General features: G+C 70.1%; 10 protein-coding genes and 2 pseudogenes. 6 read left to right on the forward strand and 6 right to left on the reverse strand.

Annotation, left to right across the window (positions count from 1 at the left end; genetic code table 11):
* Positions 1 to 200: 200 nt before the first annotated feature.
* Positions 201 to 1,352, reverse strand: a complete 1,152-nt coding sequence (locus H5J30_RS04335; protein ID WP_181785815.1) for a mandelate racemase/muconate lactonizing enzyme family protein — start codon at positions 1,350 to 1,352, stop codon at positions 201 to 203.
* A gap of 301 nt (positions 1,353 to 1,653) precedes the next feature.
* Here H5J30_RS04335 and H5J30_RS04340 point away from each other — a divergent pair, with 301 nt between their 5' ends.
* Positions 1,654 to 4,005 (forward strand): alpha-glucuronidase family glycosyl hydrolase, encoded by a 2,352-nt coding sequence (locus H5J30_RS04340; RefSeq protein ID WP_258563085.1) that lies wholly within the window; start codon positions 1,654 to 1,656, stop codon positions 4,003 to 4,005.
* A 321-nt stretch (positions 4,006 to 4,326) separates the two neighbouring features.
* Positions 4,327 to 5,742 (forward strand): non-reducing end alpha-L-arabinofuranosidase family hydrolase, encoded by a 1,416-nt coding sequence (locus tag H5J30_RS04345; RefSeq protein ID WP_181785816.1) that lies wholly within the window; start codon positions 4,327 to 4,329, stop codon positions 5,740 to 5,742.
* A gap of 119 nt (positions 5,743 to 5,861) precedes the next feature.
* On the opposite strand, the gene H5J30_RS04350 is transcribed toward H5J30_RS04345, so the two are convergent.
* Positions 5,862 to 6,890 (reverse strand): LacI family DNA-binding transcriptional regulator, encoded by a 1,029-nt coding sequence (locus H5J30_RS04350; RefSeq protein ID WP_181785817.1) that lies wholly within the window; start codon positions 6,888 to 6,890, stop codon positions 5,862 to 5,864.
* Positions 6,874 to 9,281, reverse strand: a pseudogene (locus H5J30_RS04355) (glycoside hydrolase family 3 N-terminal domain-containing protein). Before H5J30_RS04355 ends, H5J30_RS04350 begins: the two are co-directional and overlap by 17 nt.
* Before the next feature lie 250 nt (positions 9,282 to 9,531).
* On the opposite strand from H5J30_RS04355, the gene H5J30_RS04360 reads away from it, so the two are divergent.
* From H5J30_RS04360 to H5J30_RS04375, 4 genes and pseudogenes are all read left to right on the forward strand, one after another.
* Positions 9,532 to 10,854, forward strand: coding sequence for an extracellular solute-binding protein (locus H5J30_RS04360; protein ID WP_181785818.1), 1,323 nt, complete (start codon positions 9,532 to 9,534; stop codon positions 10,852 to 10,854).
* Positions 10,851 to 11,753 (forward strand): carbohydrate ABC transporter permease, encoded by a 903-nt coding sequence (locus tag H5J30_RS04365; RefSeq protein ID WP_181785819.1) that lies wholly within the window; start codon positions 10,851 to 10,853, stop codon positions 11,751 to 11,753. The genes H5J30_RS04360 and H5J30_RS04365 overlap by 4 nt, the downstream gene beginning before the upstream one ends.
* 1 nt (position 11,754) lies before the next feature.
* The gene (locus tag H5J30_RS04370) at positions 11,755 to 12,648 is read left to right on the forward strand and encodes a carbohydrate ABC transporter permease (RefSeq protein WP_181785820.1); all 894 of its coding nucleotides are present in this window, start codon (positions 11,755 to 11,757) and stop codon (positions 12,646 to 12,648) included.
* Between the two features lie 44 nt (positions 12,649 to 12,692).
* Positions 12,693 to 13,840 (forward strand): annotated as a pseudogene (locus H5J30_RS04375) (glycoside hydrolase family 43 protein).
* 174 nt (positions 13,841 to 14,014) lie between these two features.
* Here H5J30_RS04375 and H5J30_RS04380 read toward each other — a convergent pair.
* The 3 genes from H5J30_RS04380 to H5J30_RS04390 all read right to left on the reverse strand — a co-directional run.
* On the reverse strand, positions 14,015 to 15,013 hold the full coding sequence (locus tag H5J30_RS04380; RefSeq protein WP_181785821.1) for a dienelactone hydrolase family protein: 999 nt from the start codon (positions 15,011 to 15,013) through the stop codon (positions 14,015 to 14,017).
* Positions 15,014 to 15,133: 120 nt separating this feature from the next.
* Positions 15,134 to 16,645 (reverse strand): arabinosylfuranosidase ArfA, encoded by a 1,512-nt coding sequence (arfA, locus tag H5J30_RS04385; protein ID WP_181785822.1) that lies wholly within the window; start codon positions 16,643 to 16,645, stop codon positions 15,134 to 15,136.
* A gap of 46 nt (positions 16,646 to 16,691) precedes the next feature.
* A partial coding sequence (locus H5J30_RS04390; RefSeq protein ID WP_181785823.1) for a carbohydrate ABC transporter permease occupies positions 16,692 to 17,475 on the reverse strand: 784 nt, incomplete at its 5' end.

The raw sequence follows: 17,475 nt of genomic DNA on the forward strand, positions 1-17,475 counted from the left end.
CTGCTCGTGGGCGGGGTCATAGGGATAACTCCTCGTCGGCGAAGGTTCGGGATCGGGTCGTACGGGTCGCGGGCCTGTACCCCGCGCTGCGCTTGTTGCAGATGTCGAAGCCGCCATGCGGCCGAACGGGATCAGGGTCGCGAAGCCGACCGCCGCGACGGCGAACGCCCGCCTGTCCGGCCACGACGGCACGGTGTGGCTCAGCCATCGGGGTTCCTCTTCTCCCAGCCGTCCGCCCACAGGTCGAAGTGCGCCCGCTGCTGGGGGAACTCCGCCGCCGCGTCGGTGTCCAGCTCCACCCCGAGGCCGGGCGCCTCGGAGCGCGTGAAGTAGCCGTCGACCACCTCGGGCGCGCCCTTGACCACTTTCTTGATCTCCTCGTCGGCGAAGTCGTTGAAATGCTCCAGGATCTTGAAGTTCGGCGTGCAGAAACCGACCTGCAGGGAGGCGGAGGTCAGCACCGGACCGCCGACGTTGTGCGGCGCGAGGAGCACGTAGTGGGTCTCGGCGGTGGCGGCGAGCTTGCGGGTCTCCAGGATGCCGCCGACGTGCCCCACGTCCGGCTGCACGATGTCCGCTGCCTGACTCTCGAACAGCTCGCGGAACTCGATCCGGTCGTGGATCCGCTCCCCGGTCGCCACCGGCACGTCCACCCGCCCGGCCACCTTCGCCAGCGCCTTGAGGTTCTCCGGCGGCACCGGCTCCTCCAGCCACGCCGGCCGGAACGGCGCCATCTCCCGCGCCAGCCGCACCGCCGTGGCCGGGGAGAAGCGGCCGTGCATCTCCAGCATCAGCTCCGTCTCGTCGCCGACGGCGTCGCGCACGGCCTCGACGAGGGAGACCGCGTAGCGGGACTCGGCGTGGTCCAGCTCGAAGCGGCCCGAGCCGAACGGGTCGATCTTCAGCGCCCGGTAGCCGCGCTCGACCACCCGGCGGGCGGCCTCGTGGTACGCCTCGGGCGTGCGCTCGGTGGTGTACCAGCCGTTGGCGTACGCCTTGACCCGGTCGGTCACCGCGCCGCCGAGCAACTGCCACACCGGCGCGCCCAGCGCCTTGCCCTTGATGTCCCAGCAGGCCGTCTCCACGCACGCGATCCCCGACATCACGATCTCGCCCGCCCGGCCGAAATCGCCGTACTTCATCCGGCGGACCAGGTCCTCGATCGCGAACGGGTCGGAGCCCGCGATGTGGTTCACCTCCGCCTCGCGGAGATAGCCGGCCAAGGCGTCGCTGCGGCCCAGCATCCGGGTCTCCCCGACGCCGGTCAGGCCCTCGTCGGTGTGCACCTGGACGTAGGTCAGGTTCCGCCAGGGGGTGCCGACGACGTGCGTGCTGATTCTGGTGATGCGCACGGCTGGTGACTCCTTCAGCGCGTTCGAGATTTCGTCATACGTTCGAAATTCTGGCGCGACAGTAAGGAGGCGGGCGGCGGCTGTCAACGGTCGGCGCACGGTGAACTCGTGGACCGCGGCCGAACGGTGATGCCCGCCCGGCGATCCCAGGCGTGTCACACAAGGCCGTTCAGGCAGGCCCCGTTCGCGATTCGAGTGGGCGACCCCGTGGCCCCGAGGCGCGGGGCGACCATGAAGGTTCATGGATGTGATTCGAGTTCCCCATGCTGACATGACGGGGGCATTTTGGTAAGACGGGTTCATGTCAATGAATCGACGGTCGTTCATGGGTGCGGTCGCGGCGGGCGCGGTCCTGGGACCGAACGCGGACAGGGCCGCCGGGGCACTGGACCGGCAGGGCGCACCCTTCGGTGCCGCCGGGCTGCGGGACGACGGCTACGACGGCTCCGACATGTGGCTGCGCTACGTACCCGTCCGCGATCCGCACCTGCTGGGGCGGTACCGGCGGCAGGTGACCGACGTCATCGTGGAGAACGCCGACCGGAACGCCTCGTACCGCCACACACCGAACCTGAGCACGGCTCCGGGATCGACCGAGCGGCTGATGGCGTCCACCCTGGAAGCAGCCCGGGAGGAACTGGTCCGGGGCCTGAGCGGGCTGCTGGACCGGCCGGTGCGAGCACTCCCGCGACCGGGGGACGTCCCGCCCGACGGCGCGGTCGTCGTGGGGACCCCGGAGAGTTCACCGGCCGTGCGCCGGTTCCTGCCGGCCGGCGAGCTGGAGGGCGTGGGCCGGGACGGTTTCGTCATCAGGTCGGTCTCCCGGGGGCACCGGGCGTTCACCCTCATCGCGGGTACCACCGAAGTGGGCGCACTGTACGGCACGTTCGCGTTCCTGCGGCGCATCCAGACGCACAAGCCGATCACGGAACTGGCACTCGCCGAGACCCCGAGGGTCGCCAACCGCCACCTGAACTACTGGGACACCGAGCGTCTCTACGCCGGCAACGACGCGTCGGGAACGGGCGGGCTGAACGGCGAGAACGGCGCCATCTTCAACTTCGCCGCGACCGGCGCCAGCGCCCCGCTGAACCTGCCGGTCGTTCTCGACCGCTACCTCGTGGCGGCGAGGGCGATGGCTTCCGTCGGGATCAACGGGATCACCATCAACAACGTCAACGCCGACAACTCCTACCTCACCCCCGAGTACATCGCCCAGGAGGCGGCCCTGGCCGACGCGCTGCGGCCGTACGGGATCAGGCTCGCCCTCTCCATCCGGTACGCGGCGCCCATGGACGCCCGCTTCGCGCCGGACACGCTCACCGAGGAGCAGATGGCGCCCACCGACGCCGACTTCCAGGCGTGGTGGACCCGCAGGGCCCGGCGGATCCAGGAATCCATACCCGACTTCGCCGGTTTCACCGTCAAGGCCAACTCCGAGGGCCAGCCGGGCCCTCAGGACTTCGGCTACGACCACGGAGACGGCGCCAACGGCATGGCGACAGCGGTGGCGCCTCTCGGCCTGAAGATCTACTGGCGGACCTTCGTCTACAACCCCGACGTCGACAGCGACCGGCTGAAGCGCGCCTACCTGGAGTTCGGCCGCATCGACGACGAGCCCCGGCCCGACGGGACCACCGGCCGCTTCCTGGACAACGTGTTCCTCCAGACCAAGAACGGCCCCCTGGACTTCCAGGCCAGGGAGCCCGTCCACCCGATGTTCGGCCGGATGGAGAACACCAACCAGGCCCTCGAACTCCAGATCACCCAGGAGTACACCGGCCAGAACCGGATGCTCTGCTTCCTTGCCCCCATGTGGGAGGAGATCCTCAAGACCGACACGCACGCCACGGACATGCAGGGCCGGCCCCTCGACAGGCGCCTGGTCGGCCACGTCGTGGACGGAACGGCCCAGGGCCACTCGGACACCGCCGTCGTCGGCGTGGCCAACCTCGGCAACGCGGACAACCTGACCGGGCACCACTTCTCCCAGGCGAACCTGTACGCCTTCGGCCGCCAGTCCTGGGACTGGACCGCGGACTCCGCGGACATCGCCGCCGACTGGGTGCGGATGACCTGGAGCAACAGCGGGAACGTGGTCGACGCGGCTGTCTCCATGATGATGGGATCGTGGGAAGCGCTGGTGAGCTACCAGACCCCGCTCGGGATCGCACACCAATTCACCGCCGACGTCCACTACGGCCCCGGCCCCTCGGAATCACACCTCCCGCGCGAGGACTGGAACCCCGTCTACTACAACAAGGCGGACAGCGTCGGTCTCGGCTACGACCGCTCCCCCACCGGCAGCAACTTCACCGCCCAGTACTTCCCCACCCTGGAAGCGGCGTACGGAGACATCGGCACCGTCCCCGAGAACCTCATGATGTGGTTCCATCACGTGCCCTGGGACCGCCCCATGAGCAGCGGCAGGATCTTCTGGGACGAACTCGTCCACCACTACTATGCGGGAGTCCGGTACGTCAGCGGCATGCGCCGTACCTGGGACTCCCTGGAACCCGAGATCGACGCCCGCCGGTTCGCCGAGGTCAAGGCCGAGCTGGCGCTCCACGAGACGGACGCGGCCGACTGGCGGGACACCTGCGTGAGCTACTGGCAGCGCTTCAGCGGCAGGGACATCCGCGTACCGGACTGAGCTCCGGGTGCTCCGAGGTGGGAAGGCCGCGGCGCGGGGATGGACCCCGCGCCGCGGCTGCTTCGGCGTCAGAGGTGCGGGGTCGCGCGCTGCGGCTGGGGCTGAGTGACCCGGAAGCCCACCTTCCGAGCAGGCGATAGTTTCGTAGACGCCGACAGACCTGAAGCCCCCTGCTCGATTGTTTCGGTCTGAACAACGAATCATGCGAGAAGGGTTGACGCTGTTCGTCGGCTCCCTATCATCCAGACTGCTCGATACTTCGATCCACGTTCGATATCACGAACCAATCGGAACCGCGTACTCAAAGTGGAGGAGGTTCCCATGCGCAGACGAAGTTCCGGCCCCAGACACCCGTTGGTGGTGCTCGCCACCGCGGTTGCGGTCCTGATCGCGTTGGCGCCGGCGATCGGCGCCGGCCCGGCCGCGGCGGCGAGCAGCGGCACCTTGCGGAGCGTCGCATCCAGCCGGTGTCTCGACGTGTCGAACGCCAGCCAGACCAACGGCGCGTATCTGCAGATCTGGGACTGCTCGGGCGGGACCAACCAGCAGTGGACACACACGGACAGCAATCAGCTGACCGTGTACGGAAACAAGTGCCTGGACGTTCCCGACCACGCCACCGCACCCGGTACCCGGGTACAGATCTGGTCCTGCAGTGGCGGTGCGAACCAGCAGTGGCGGGTCAACTCCGACGGCACGATCGTCGGCATGGAGTCCGGGCTGTGCCTGGACGTCACCGGCGGCGCCACGGCCAACGGCACGGCGGTGGTGCTCTGGACGTGCAACGGCGGCAGCAACCAGAAGTGGACCGGCCTGTCCGGGACGCCGGGCGGCGAGTGTGCGCTGCCGTCGACGTACCGGTGGTCGTCGACGGGCGTGCTGGCGCAGCCGGCGAACGGGTGGGCCGCGCTGAAGGACTTCACGAGCGTAGTGCACAACGGCAGGCACCTGGTCTACGGGACGACCGCCGGGGGGTCGTACGGCTCGATGGCGTTCAGTCCCTTCACGAACTGGTCGGACATGGCGTCGGCCGGGCAGAACCCGATGAACCAGGCCGCGGTGGCGCCCACGCTGTTCTACTTCGCGCCCAAGAACGTCTGGGTGCTGGCGTACCAGTGGGGCTCGTGGCCCTTCATCTACCGCACGTCGAGCGACCCGACCGACCCGAACGGGTGGTCCTCCCCGCAGCCGCTGTTCACCGGCAGCATCTCCGGCTCCGGCACCGGCCCGATCGACCAGACCCTGATCGCTGACGGCCAGAACATGTACCTCTTCTTCGCCGGTGACAACGGCAGGATCTACCGGGCGAGCATGCCGATCGGGAACTTCCCGGGCAGCTTCGGCTCGTCGTACACGACGATCATGACCGACTCGACCAACAACCTCTTCGAGGGGGTGCAGGTCTACAAGGTCCAGGGGCAGAACCAGTACCTCATGATCGTCGAGGCGATCGGTGCGAACGGGCGCTACTTCCGCTCGTTCACCTCCTCCAGCCTGAACGGTTCATGGACCCCGCAGGCCACGAGCGAGGGCAACCCCTTCGCGGGCAAGGCCAACAGCGGTGCCACCTGGACCAACGACATCAGCCACGGTGACCTGGTCCGCAACAACCCCGACCAGACCATGACCATCGACCCCTGCAACCTGCAGTTCCTCTACCAGGGCAAGTCCCCCGATGCAGGCGGTCCCTACGACCAGCTTCCCTGGCGGCCGGGCGTCCTCACCCTCCAGCGCTGACCCGCCGGGTCCGCGGTGCTCGCGGTGCACCGCGGACACCGGCTGATCGGTTACTCACGCTTCGCGGAACCCCGGCCGTACGCCGGCCGGGGTTCCGCCTTCTGTCCTGTTGCCGAGGATCACCCGGCGGCTGCGGAACCCGGGCCGGGCGGTGCCGTCGACGCGCGTGCCACCAGTTCCGTGGCGAGTTCGATGTGGTGGGACTCCACCTTCTCGCCGTTCGCCAGGCGGAGGGCGGTGCGCAGGGCGACGCCGCCCATCTCCCGCAGCGGCTGGCGTACGGTCGTCAGCGGCGGCGACGCCGTCCGGGCGAGAAGCGTGTCGTCGAAGCCGACCACGCTCAGGTCCTCGGGGATGCGCAGACCGCGGGAGCGTGCCGCCTCGATGACGCCCAGGGCGATCTCGTCGTTTCCCGCGAATATCGCCGTCGGTTGCTCTTCCAGGTCCAGCAGCGCCGCGGCGCCGGCCAGACCGGCCTGGTACGTGAACTCCCCCGGCCGGACGTAGGCGGGGGGTACGGGCGCTCCTGCCGCCTCCATGGCGGCGCGGTAGCCGTGCGCGCGGGCCTGGTTGCACGCGGCGGCGGCCGGCCCGCCGAGGTGGGCGACGCGGCGGTGGCCCAGGGAGAGCAGGTGCTGAGTCGCGGCCAGACCACCGGCGAAGTTGGTCGCTCCGACGCTGTTGACCCGATTGTGCGGCAGGTGCAGCGGGTCGAGTACGACCGCGGGAAGACCGGCCCGGGCCAGCGCGTTCAGGTGCGCCTCGGTGTAGACGCTGGTGACCCCGATGAGGGCGCGGCGGCCGGCGGTGACCAGGTCCCGGGCCCAGTGCGGGGCGTGGGACGATTTGCCGATCACCACCGAGGCTCCCAACTCGGCGGCGGCGTCGACGATGCCGTCCACCGCCTCGGCCACGTACGGCCTGAGGCCGCCCGCGAACTGCACTTCGATGGTCGGGCTCTGCGGACCCTCGGTGTGGCGGAACACGGGTGCGAAGTAGTCGTGCCGGTGCAGCAGTTCCAGTACCCGGGCGCGCGTCTGCGGCGCTACGTCGCTGCGGTCGTTGACCACTTTGGACACGGTCGCGACCGAGACCCCCGCCGCTCGGGCGATGGTCGCCAAGGTGGTGCGCCTAGTGTCCGTCGGCATCGGCTGCTTCCCCCTGCTGTCTGTCCACCGGCGTAGTGAGCCGCCGGTCGTGGCCGACCACACGGGTGGGGCCGGTCAACCGTACGGTAACGCGGCAGGGGAGGTCCGCCGAGGAGGCGCCGAGGAGCACCTCGACCTCGCCGGGTTCGACGATCCGCCGCAGATCGCGGCCGGTGAACGCGGTCCGGTCGGCATGCACATGGAACCGGACCCGCGCGCTCGCGCCGGGCTCCAGCCGGACCCGGGCGAAGCCGGCCAACTGCCGGGCGGGCCGGGTCACCTGGGCGACGGGGTCACGCAGGTACAGCTGGACGACCTCGTGGCCGGACCGGGCACCGGTGTTGCGTACCCGTACCGATACGGCGAACTCGCCGTCGGTGGGTATCTCGGTCGCGCTCGGCCGCGGGTCGTCGACCTCGAACGTGGTGTACGACCTGCCGTATCCGAAGGGGAACAGCGGCGTCGGGTCGATGCTGCTGATGCCGTGGGTGTTCCTGCCGAGCGGTGGCTGCAGGTACGTGCCGGGCTGGCCGCCCGGACGGCGGGGTATCTGGACCGGCAGCTTGCCGGCGGGGTGGATCCGGCCGGACAGCACACCGGCGATCGCCGCCGCTCCTTCCTGACCGGGCATGAACGCCTGGACCAGACCGGCGGTGCGGGGGTGCACCTCGCCCAGGGCGTACGGGCGGCCGGAGACCACCACCACGACCACGGGCGTCCCGGTGGCGAGGAGTTCCGCGAGCAGGTCGGCCTGCGCACCCGGCAGCCGCAGGTCCTCGGCGTCGCAGCCCTCGCCGGACGTCCCGTTGCCGAACATGCCCGCGCGGTCGCCCACCACCGCCACGCACAGGTCCGCCCCGCGGGCCGCGGCCACCGCAGCGGCGAAGCCGGACCGGTCGTCGCCGGAGACGCCGCAGCCCGGCTCGTGGACGATCTCGGTGTCCAAAAGTTCGCCGCGCAGCGCGTCGAGGACCGTCGGCGCCGCTACGCCGAGGCCCAGGCCGGGATGGCGGGGCAGGACGTGGTTGGGGAAGGCGTAGCAGCCCATGAGGGTGCGCCGCCGACCACGGCGAGCCGGCCGGGCGCCGGACGCCCGGCGCCGAGGAGGGGCAGGGCGCTGCCCTCGTCCAGCAGCACGACGGATCGTTCCGCCAGCTCCCGGGCGAGCTCCCCGTTCTCCGGTGAGTCCAGATCGACGTCGGCGGCCCCGGCGACCGAGCTTTCGGGCGTCCAGCCGGGATCGAGCAGCCCGAGCTGGAACTTCTGGGTCAGCAGACGGCGCACCGCCCGGTCCACCAGGGACTCGGGCAACTCGCCCCGGCCGACCCGTTCCACAAGGTGGCGGCCGAAGCCGACCGTGTCGGGAAGTTCGACGTCGATGCCGGCGCCGAGCGCCAGTACGCCTGCCTGCTCGGTTTCCGCGGCCACCCCGTGCATGCCGGCCAGGAACGCGACCGCCCCGTAGTCGGAGACCACGGTGCCGGTGAACCCCCAGTCGCCGCGCAGCAGATCGGTCAGCAGCCAGGAGTCGATACCCGCCGGGACCCCGTCCACCTCGGAGTACGCGTTCATCACGGAACGGGCCCCGCCCACCGCGATCGCGGTCTCGAACGGCGGCAGCATGACGTCCAGCAGCTCGCGCCGGCCGAGGGGCGCCGGCCCGTGGTTGCGGGCGGCGCGGGACGCGGAGTACCCGGCGAAGTGCTTCAGGGTGGCGATGACCCCGACGCCCTCCAGACCGGCGACATAGGCGGCGCCGAGCACCGAGACCAGGTACGGGTCCTCCCCCATGGTCTCCTCGACCCGGCCCCACCGGTAGTCGCGGACCACGTCGAGGACCGGAGCGAGACCCTGGTGCACGCCGACCGCCCGCATGTCCCGGCCGATCGCGGCACCCAGCCGCTGCACCAGGTCCGGGTCGAACGTCGCCGCCCACGCGAGGGGCGCGGGATAGACCGTGGCGCCGTAGGTGGTGAACCCGGTGAGGCACTCCTCGTGGACCAGCGCGGGGATGCCCAGCCGGGAGCCCCGCAGCACCGTGTGCTGCGACCTGACGAGCTCGGCGGCCCCCTCGGCCGGGGTCACCGGCCGGCTGCCGTACACCCGGGTGAGATGGCCGAGGCCGTCCCGGGATGCCTCGGCCAGGGGGATCTTCCCGGACTCGAACACCTCCTGGATCGGCGCCACACGCAGCCCTCCGGCGCGCTCGCCGCCGTCTTCCTCCGCGCGCGCCGTGTCGTTGCCGATCCAGCGGCTGCCGAGTTGCGCGACCTTCTCCGCCACCGTCATCTCTGTCAGGAGGGCGTCGACCCGGTGCGGTACGGGCAGCGCCGGGTCCCGCCAGCGGGGCGTGCCACGGCCCGGGACCGGTAGTGATTCAGCCGTGGGCATCGCGCGCTCCTCTGCACTCAATCCATGAGTCTCGAAACTCTTTCGACCTTTGCGGAGTCACCTCAAGGTCACCTCCACCCGAGCGTACGCGTACAGACCTTGCCCTACAACGGGCTTGCGCATGCCTTGACAGCCAAATGCTCCGTACCTAACTTGCACCCACCAACAGGTTCAGCAGAAGCAGGATTTCGAAAACTTTTCAGCCCTGGCCCGCCGGAAGCTGACGGCCCTTCGAGTGCGGAGAACACACATGGAGATCCACCTCTCTCGTCGTACCCTCCTCGGTCTGGCGGCCGGCGTGCCGGCCTCCGCGGCGCTCGCCGCCTGCGGCTCGTCCGGTCCCGGCAAGGGCGGCGACGGCGGCTCGGCCACGTACTGGCACCTGAGCGGCCAGCCCCAGGAAGGCGTCAGGACCGGCGCGGTGGAGCGGTTCAACGACGCCAACCCCAAGGGGCAGATCCAGGTCACCACCTTCGAGAACGACGCGTACAAGACGAAGATCAAGACCGCCATCGGGGCCGGGAAGGCGCCCACCATCATCTGGGGGTGGGGCGGTGGCACGCTGCGCAGCTACGTGGAGGCCGACCAGGTCGACGACCTCACCCCGTGGTTCGACCAGAACCCCGAGATCAAGAACCGGCTCTTTCCGTCCTCGTTCGGCGCGGCGACCGTCGACGGCAGGATCTACGCGATGCCGTTCGAGAGCGTGGAACCCATCGTCCTCTTCTACAACAAGAGGGTCTTCGACGACGTCGGGGTGGAGCCGCCCCAGTCCTGGGACGACATCATGGCCCTGGTGCCCAGGTTCAACGCGGCGGGCATAGCGCCGTTCTCCCTCGGCGGCCAGTCCCGGTGGACGAACATGATGTGGCTGGAGTTCCTGTTCGACCGCATCGGCGGCCCCGAGGTGTTCCAGGCCGTCTTCGACGGGGAAAAGGACGCCTGGTCCCACCCGGCCGCCATCGACGCGCTGACCAAGGTGCAGGACCTGGTCAAGGCGGACGGATTCATCAAGGGCTTCTCCTCGATCACCGCGGACTCCAACGCCGACCAGGCGCTGCTGTACACCGACAAGGCGGCGATGATGCTGCACGGCTCCTGGTCGTACGGCATCCAGCAGACCGAGGGCGGCGACTTCGTCTCCGGCGGCGGCCTCGGCTTCATGAACTTCCCGCCCGTCGAAGGCGGCAAGGGCGATCCGGGCAACTCCGTCGGCAACCCCGCCCAGTACCTGTCCATCTCCTCGAAGGCCAGCGCCGAGCAGAAGAAGATCGCCAAGGACTTCTTCGCCACCGGCGTCCTCACGGACGCCGAGGTGAAGGAGTGGATCGGCACCGGTGCGGTGCCGATCGCGAAGGGCTCGGAGAAGCTGCTCGCCGCATCCGAGAGCGCCGAGTTCCTGCAGTTCGTCTATGGCATCGCCAGCAACGCGAAGACGTTCGGCCAGTCGTGGGACCAGGCGCTCAGCCCGACGGCCGCCGAGACGCTGCTGGACAACATCGCCCGGCTGTTCCAGTTGTCCGTCTCACCACAGCAGTTCACCGACAACCTCAACGAGGTCATCGGCAAGTGAGCACCCTCACCGGCTCCACGGGGCGCGGGGACCGGCGCGGCATCCTGCCCTGGCTGGCCGTGCCGGCGCTGCTGTTCTTCGTCGGCTTCGCCGTCGTCCCGCTCGTCGGCGTCCTCCTGCTGAGCTTCACGACGTGGGACGGGATCGGTGACATCCACCCGTCCGGGCTGACCAGTTGGCGTGCGGTGCTCACCGACCCCGGGCTGCCGCACGCCCTCTGGGTGACGTTCCTGGTGATGGCCGTGTCCTGGGCGGTCCAGACGCCGGCGAGCATTCTGCTCGGCACGTTCCTGGCCGGCCGCCAGCGTTACCGCGCGGTGCTGAGCCTGATCTACTTCGTCCCGCTCCTGCTCAGCTCCGCGGCGATCGCGGTCGCGTACAAGGCGCTGCTGGACCCCAACTTCGGGCTGGGCGCCGGGCTGGGGACCGAGTGGCTCAGCAAGGACTGGCTGGGGCGGCCCTGGCTCGCGTTCGGCGTCGTCGTCTTCATCGTCTCCTGGCAGTTCATCCCGTTCCACTCGCTGATCTACCAGGGGGGCGTCCAGCAGATTCCCCGGTCGCTGTACGAGGCCGCGGAGCTGGACGGCGCCGGCCGGATCCGCCAGTTCTTCAGCATCACCCTGCCGCAGCTGAAGTACACCATCATCACCTCCTCGACGCTGATGGTGATCGGGTCGCTCACCTTCTTCGACCTCATCTTCGTCCTGACCGAGGGCGGCCCCGGAGACGCCACCCGGGTCCTCGCCCTGGACATGTACAAGCGGGGCTTCCAGGCCAACCTGATGGGGCCGGCCAGTGCCATCGCGGTCGTTCTCGTCCTGATGGGCCTCGCCATCGCCCTGCTGCTGCGCCGGCTCGGCGGCCGGGACGCCGGTGAGAGCCAGCTTGAGGGGGCCTGACATGACCACCACGCAGATCAAGCCGCCACCGCAGAAGACCACTCCACGCGAGCGGCTGCGCCGCCCGCGTCCGGCCTCCCGCCGGCGCAACTGGCTCGCCGGCCTGGCGGGATGGCTCTGGCTCGCCGTCGTCGTCGTACCCCTCTACTGGATTCTCGTCACCAGCCTCAAGGCCCAGAGCAACTACTACGCGAGCAACCCGCTGGCACCGCCGGGCGAGCCCACACTGGACAACTACGAGCTGGTCCTGGAGTCCGAGTTCGTCAGCTACTTCGTGAACAGTGTCGTGGTCACCGCGGGTGCCGTGGTGCCGGCGGTGACGGTCTCCTTCATGGCGGCCTACGCCATCGTGCGCGGCTGGCGCCTGCGGTTCCTGCGCGTGGTGAACGGGCTGTTCCTCATGGGCCTCGCCATCCCGTTGCAGGCGACGGCGATCCCGGTGTACCTGATCATCATCAAGCTGCAGCTGTACGACAGTCTGCTGGCGCTGATCCTGCCGTCGATCGCCTTCGCCATCCCGCTGTCCGTGCTGATACTCGCCAACTTCATCCGGGACGTGCCCAAGGAGCTGTTCGACTCGATGCGGGTGGACGGGGCCACCGAGTGGGGGACGCTGTGGCGCCTGGCGGCGCCGCTCACCCGGCCGGCCATCCTCACCGTGACCATCTTCAACGCGCTGACCATCTGGAACGGGTTCCTGCTGCCGCTGATCCTCACCCAGAGCCCTTCCCAGCGGACGCTGCCGCTCGCGCTGTGGACCTTCCAGGGCGAGTACGGGGTCAACATCCCCGCGGTCCTGGCAGCCGTGGTCCTCACCACCCTGCCCCTGATCGTCCTGTACGCCTTCGGCCGCCGCCAGCTGCTCAGCGGCCTGACCGCCGGGTTCAGCCGGTGAGCCCGGCCGGCCGGCTCCGCTCCGCGGCACCCGGCGGACCTCATGTGCGTACGTACGACAACCCTGTGATCAGCGGGTTCCATCCCGATCCGAGCGTGTGCCGGGTCGGCGCCGACTACTACCTGGTGTGCTCCAGCTGGGTCATCAACACCCACACCGACGGCGGCGGCAACTTCGTGGTCCCGGCCGAGCGGCCGGAAGGGCCGTGGAGCGACCCGGTCTGGATCGACCTGCCCGGGATCGACCCCGATCTGGCGTGGGAGGAGGACGGCACCTGCTGGAGCGCCTTCTCCGGGCCCGACGGCGGCATCCGCCTGGCCAGGATCGACCCGGTCCGGGGGGAGGTGCTGGAAGGGCCTTTCGCCACCTGGTCGGGCACCGGCCTCAAGTTCCCCGAGGCACCGCACCTGTACCGCATCGGCGACTGGTGGTACCTGCTGATCGCGGAAGGCGGCACCGAACGCGGCCACAGCGTGTCCATCGCCCGCGGCCGCTCGCCGCGCGGTCCCTGGGAAGGCGCACCCGCCAACCCCCTGCTGTCGCACAGCGGCACCGCCCGGACCATCCAGAACACCGGCCACGCAGACCTGGTCGAGGCCCCCGACGGCAGTTGGTGGATGGTGCTGCTCGGCGTCCGGCCCCGCGGCTTCACCCCCGACGTGCACGTGCTCGGCCGCGAGACGTTCCTGACGCCCGTGGAGTGGACCGAGGACGGCTGGCCCGTCGTCGCTCCCGTTCCCGGAAGCCACCCGGCACCGGGAGGTGCCTGGCACCCCGTCCCGGCCCCGCCCGCCCGCGACGACTTCGACGTGCCCGCCCTCGCGCCGCACTGGAGGTCGGTAACGGAGAGGCAGACGTAGTCGCCCGCATCGGTCCCCTGCGCCAGAGAGTGGCCGGCCGCCCGGTCCCGCCCGGACCCCTGATCCTCACCGTCGCGATCCGCACGTCCCGACTCGTACCCGCGTCGCCCGAACTCGCCGATGGCGGGGCCACCGGCCCCGACACCCTCGCCTTCTGGCTCGGCGACCCCGACGCCCCGGGCGCCCGGCCACTCGCCGAACTCGACGGACGCTACCTGTCCACCGAGGTCGCCTGCGGCTTCACCGGCCGCGTCATCGGCATGTACGCCACCGAGGGCACGGTCGCCTTCGACTGGTTCGAGTACACCCCGGCCCCGGCGACCCCGGCGTGACGCCCGGCGTCGGCCGCGCGAGAGCCCTGCGGTTTCGAGGGCCGAGGGCCTTCTGGCAGTCGGCGTAGATGTCGCAATCCGCACCGACCCCAGAAGGCCCTCACCCGTTCAAGCACGACACACGCGTGTCACCAACGTCGCCGAACAACACACCCAGGTCCCGGGACCTGCTGTTCACCAGGGCCGTTTCCCGGGCGCCGGGGGTGGTTGCCCGCGGGTCTGAAGGGCTGCCTGCCCGTAGGGGCACTTGTGCTGGTAGCGGGCGATGCCGTTGGTGTCCGCCATCTCGGGGCAGAAGAACTGCGTGTAGCGGGTGTCGTTGTCGATGAAGACCTTCAGCCACGGGATCGTCAGGCGCGTGACGGTCGAGTTGCCCCATACGGGGAATCCGTGGCCGCCGCTGCTGAGTTGGACGTAGGCGCCGGGGGTGTCGGCAGGCAAGGTGGCGTAGAGCCCGTCGAGGGTGCCCGGGGTGATGACGGTGTCGTCCAGCGCGCCCATGATCATCGTCGGGACCCGGAGGTTGGACAGGTTCTGCGAGAACGAGGCGGGCGCGAGCGGGACGGCGGCCTGGAGGTCCGGCCGCTGGGTGGCCGCGTGGATGGCGCCGCCGCCGCCCATGGAGTGGCCCATCACACCCAGCCGGCCGGGATCGACGCGGTCCCTGACCGGGCTCTGCTGGGTGAGGTAGTCCAGTGCGGCGAGCAGTTGCCGGCCGCGGGCGTCGTCCCAGTCGGTGGGGCTGTTGGTGTCGATGCCGATGACGACGAACCCGAAGGACGCGATCCAGTGGCCCATCCAGGCGCCTTCGGCGTCCCAGCTTGCGGTGTAGCCGGGGACGACTGCGACCGCGCCCCAGGTGCCCAGACCGGTGTCGGTGGGGTAGTAGATCTTCCCGCCGTTGAAGCCGTGGCCCGGCTCGACGTCCATCTCCGCGGTGACGAACGTCCCGCGCTGGGCCCTGACGCTCTCCACCGTGGGGTCCGGGCCCCGCTCGTACGGGTTCTCCTGCGCGGACGCGGGTTGCATCGCGAGCACCGCCATGATCAGGCTGAGGACGGCCGCGACCGCGGACGCGCCGGCCCTGCTCCACCCGCTTCTCGTGCGAGGTCGTGACCGGCGGCTGGTCGCGGTGCCCGCGGGCACCGCGATCCCGGTGACGTTTCGTTGCATGCTCGTGTTCCTCCTTGTCGCTGTGGTGGCCCGGCCGTCGCGCCGCTGGCTGCCGCACGGGGCCGACCGGCGTCGTTGCCGATGAAGGGCCGGATCACGGGACACACCGGGACCGTTCACTCAGGTCAGGCGGATCACGTTCCAGGACATGGGTTCAAGCACGGCCCGCAGGACCCCGCCCGACAGCACCGTGCCCTCCGCCTCGTGCGGGGTGACGCGGTCGGGGTCGGCGGAGGTGTTGCGGGCCTCGGGGTCGGTGTCGGACAGCACGCTGTGTTCGGCGGCGCAGGTCACGCCCATGCCGCGTACGGCGATCTCCACCGGGAGATCGGCGTGCTGCGCGCGGTTGACCGCGAAGACCGTGACGGCGCCGCTCGCCCCGTCCCGTACTGCCGTGGCGTGCAGCAGCGGGACCTCACCGTAGCGAGCGGTGTCGTACGTCGGCGACTCGGCGCGCACCTCAAGGACCGTGCCGCGACCGTGGCGCGCCGCCTGGGCGAAGGGGTGGAAGGTGGTCTGCCGCCAGGCCGTGCCGCCCGGCTCCGTCATGATCGGTGCGATGACGTTGACGAGTTGCGCGAGGCAGGCCAGCTTCACCCGGTCCGCGTGCCGCAGCAGCGCGATCAGCAGCGAGCCGACGACGACGGCGTCGGTGACGGTGTAGTTGTCCTCCAGCAGTCGCGGGGCCTCGGCCCAGTCGGGCGGGTTCCGGTCGAACTCGGCGTGGAAGCGCCGCTGGTACCAGACGTTCCACTCGTCGAAGGAGAGGTTGATCCGCTTCTCCGACTTCAGCCTGGCCCGTACGTGGTCGCAGGTGGCGACGACGTTGTCGATGAAGGACTCCATGTCCACGGCCGAGGCCAGGAAGGAGCCGCGGTCGCCGTCCACTTCCTCGTAGTAGGCGTGCAGGGAGATGTAGTCGACCAGGTCGTAGCACTCCGTGAGGACCGTCCTCTCCCACTCGCCGAAGGTCGGCATGGCCTGGTTCGAGCTGCCGCACGCGACCAGTTCCAGCCCTGGGTCGAGCTGGCGCATCGCCCGCGCGGTCTCGGCGGCCAGCCGCCCGTACTCCGCCGCGGTCTTGTGGCCGGTCTGCCACGGGCCGTCCATCTCGTTGCCCAGGCACCACAGCCGGATGCCGTAGGGCTCCTTGCTCCCGTGCGCGTGACGGAGGTCCGCCAACGCGGTGCCCTCGGGGTGGTTGGCGTACTCCTGGAGCTCGGTGGCCTCGGCGACGCCCCTGGTGCCGAGGTTGAGGGCCAGCACGGGTTCGCAGCCCGTTTTGCGGACGAAGTCGGCGTACTCGCCAAGCCCGAACCGGTTGCTCTCCGTGGTCTGCCAGGCCGGGTCGAGGCGGCGCGGCCGGTCCTGGCGGGGGCCGACGCCGTCCTCCCACTTGTAGCCGGAGACGAAGTTGCCGCCGGGGTAGCGGACGGCGGTGACCCCCAGCTCGCGGATGAGGTCCAGGACGTCGGTGCGCAGCCCGGCCGGGTCGGCGGCGGGGTGGCCGGGTTCGAAGATGCCCGTGTAGACGCACCGGCCGAGGTGCTCGACGAAGGACCCGAACAGCCGCGGGTCGGCCTCGCCCACGGTGAAGGCGGGGTCGAGGGTGGCGCGGGCGGTGGCGTTCATGGGTTCCCCTCTGTGGCTGCACGGCTTGTTCGCTGCACGGCTGGTGTCACTTCCCCGCGAGGCCGGTGTGTGCGACGCCGCGGACGATCTGGCGCTGGAAGACGGCGAAGACCACCAGCAGCGGCAGCCCGGCCATCACCAGGGAGGCCATCACCTGGGAGTAGCGGACGCCGTAGCTGGACTGGATGTTGACGAGTCCCACCGGCAGCGTCATGCCGTTCGGGTCGGTGGTGACCAGGAAGGGCCAGAGGAAGTTGTTCCACGTGTGGATGAAGACGAAGATCGAGACCGCGGCGAGGACGGGCCGGGACAGCGGCAGCACGATCGTGAAGAACACCCGCCAGCGCCCGGCGCCGTCGCAGAAGGCCGCCTCCTCCAGCTCGCGCGGCACCCCTTCGAAGAACTTCACCAGGATGAACACCATCGCGGGCACGGCCACCTGCGGCAGGATCACGCCCCAGTAGGTGTCCACCAGGCCGAGCGCCGCCATCTCCGCGAAGAGCGGCGCCATCAGCACCTGCGGGGGCACCATGATCCCGGCGAGTACGACCGCGTAGAGAGCCTTCCGGCCGCGGAATTCGGTGCGCGCGAACCCGTACGCCGCCATGGCGCACAGCAGCACGGTCAGCAGGGTGGTCATCACCGAGATGTAGAGGGTGTTGAGCATCCAGCGGGGGATGTCCCCGGCCGCCCACACTTTGTCGTACGCGTCGAAGGTGACGCTGGAGCCGATCCAGGTGAGCGGGGTCTCGACCTCCTCGCCCATGGGCTTGAGCGAGGTGGCCAGGGCGTAGACGAGGGGCAGCACCCAGGCGGCGGCGAGGACGAGT

Source organism: Streptomyces phytophilus (assembly GCF_013870535.1).
In the GTDB taxonomy this organism is placed as follows: domain Bacteria; phylum Actinomycetota; class Actinomycetes; order Streptomycetales; family Streptomycetaceae; genus Streptomyces; species Streptomyces phytophilus.

Bases quoted from the DNA above. Each gene is read 5' to 3' on its own strand.
- H5J30_RS04350 (WP_181785817.1), bottom strand. From the start codon at position 6,890: ATGCCGACGGACACTAGGCGCACCACCTTGGCGACCATCGCCCGAGCG.
- H5J30_RS04345 (WP_181785816.1), top strand. From the start codon at position 4,327: ATGCGCAGACGAAGTTCCGGCCCCAGACACCCGTTGGTGGTGCTCGCC.
- H5J30_RS04360 (WP_181785818.1), top strand. From the start codon at position 9,532: ATGGAGATCCACCTCTCTCGTCGTACCCTCCTCGGTCTGGCGGCCGGC.
- arfA (WP_181785822.1), bottom strand. From the start codon at position 16,645: ATGAACGCCACCGCCCGCGCCACCCTCGACCCCGCCTTCACCGTGGGC.
- H5J30_RS04380 (WP_181785821.1), bottom strand. From the start codon at position 15,013: ATGCAACGAAACGTCACCGGGATCGCGGTGCCCGCGGGCACCGCGACC.
- H5J30_RS04340 (WP_258563085.1), top strand. From the start codon at position 1,654: ATGTCAATGAATCGACGGTCGTTCATGGGTGCGGTCGCGGCGGGCGCG.
- H5J30_RS04370 (WP_181785820.1), top strand. From the start codon at position 11,755: ATGACCACCACGCAGATCAAGCCGCCACCGCAGAAGACCACTCCACGC.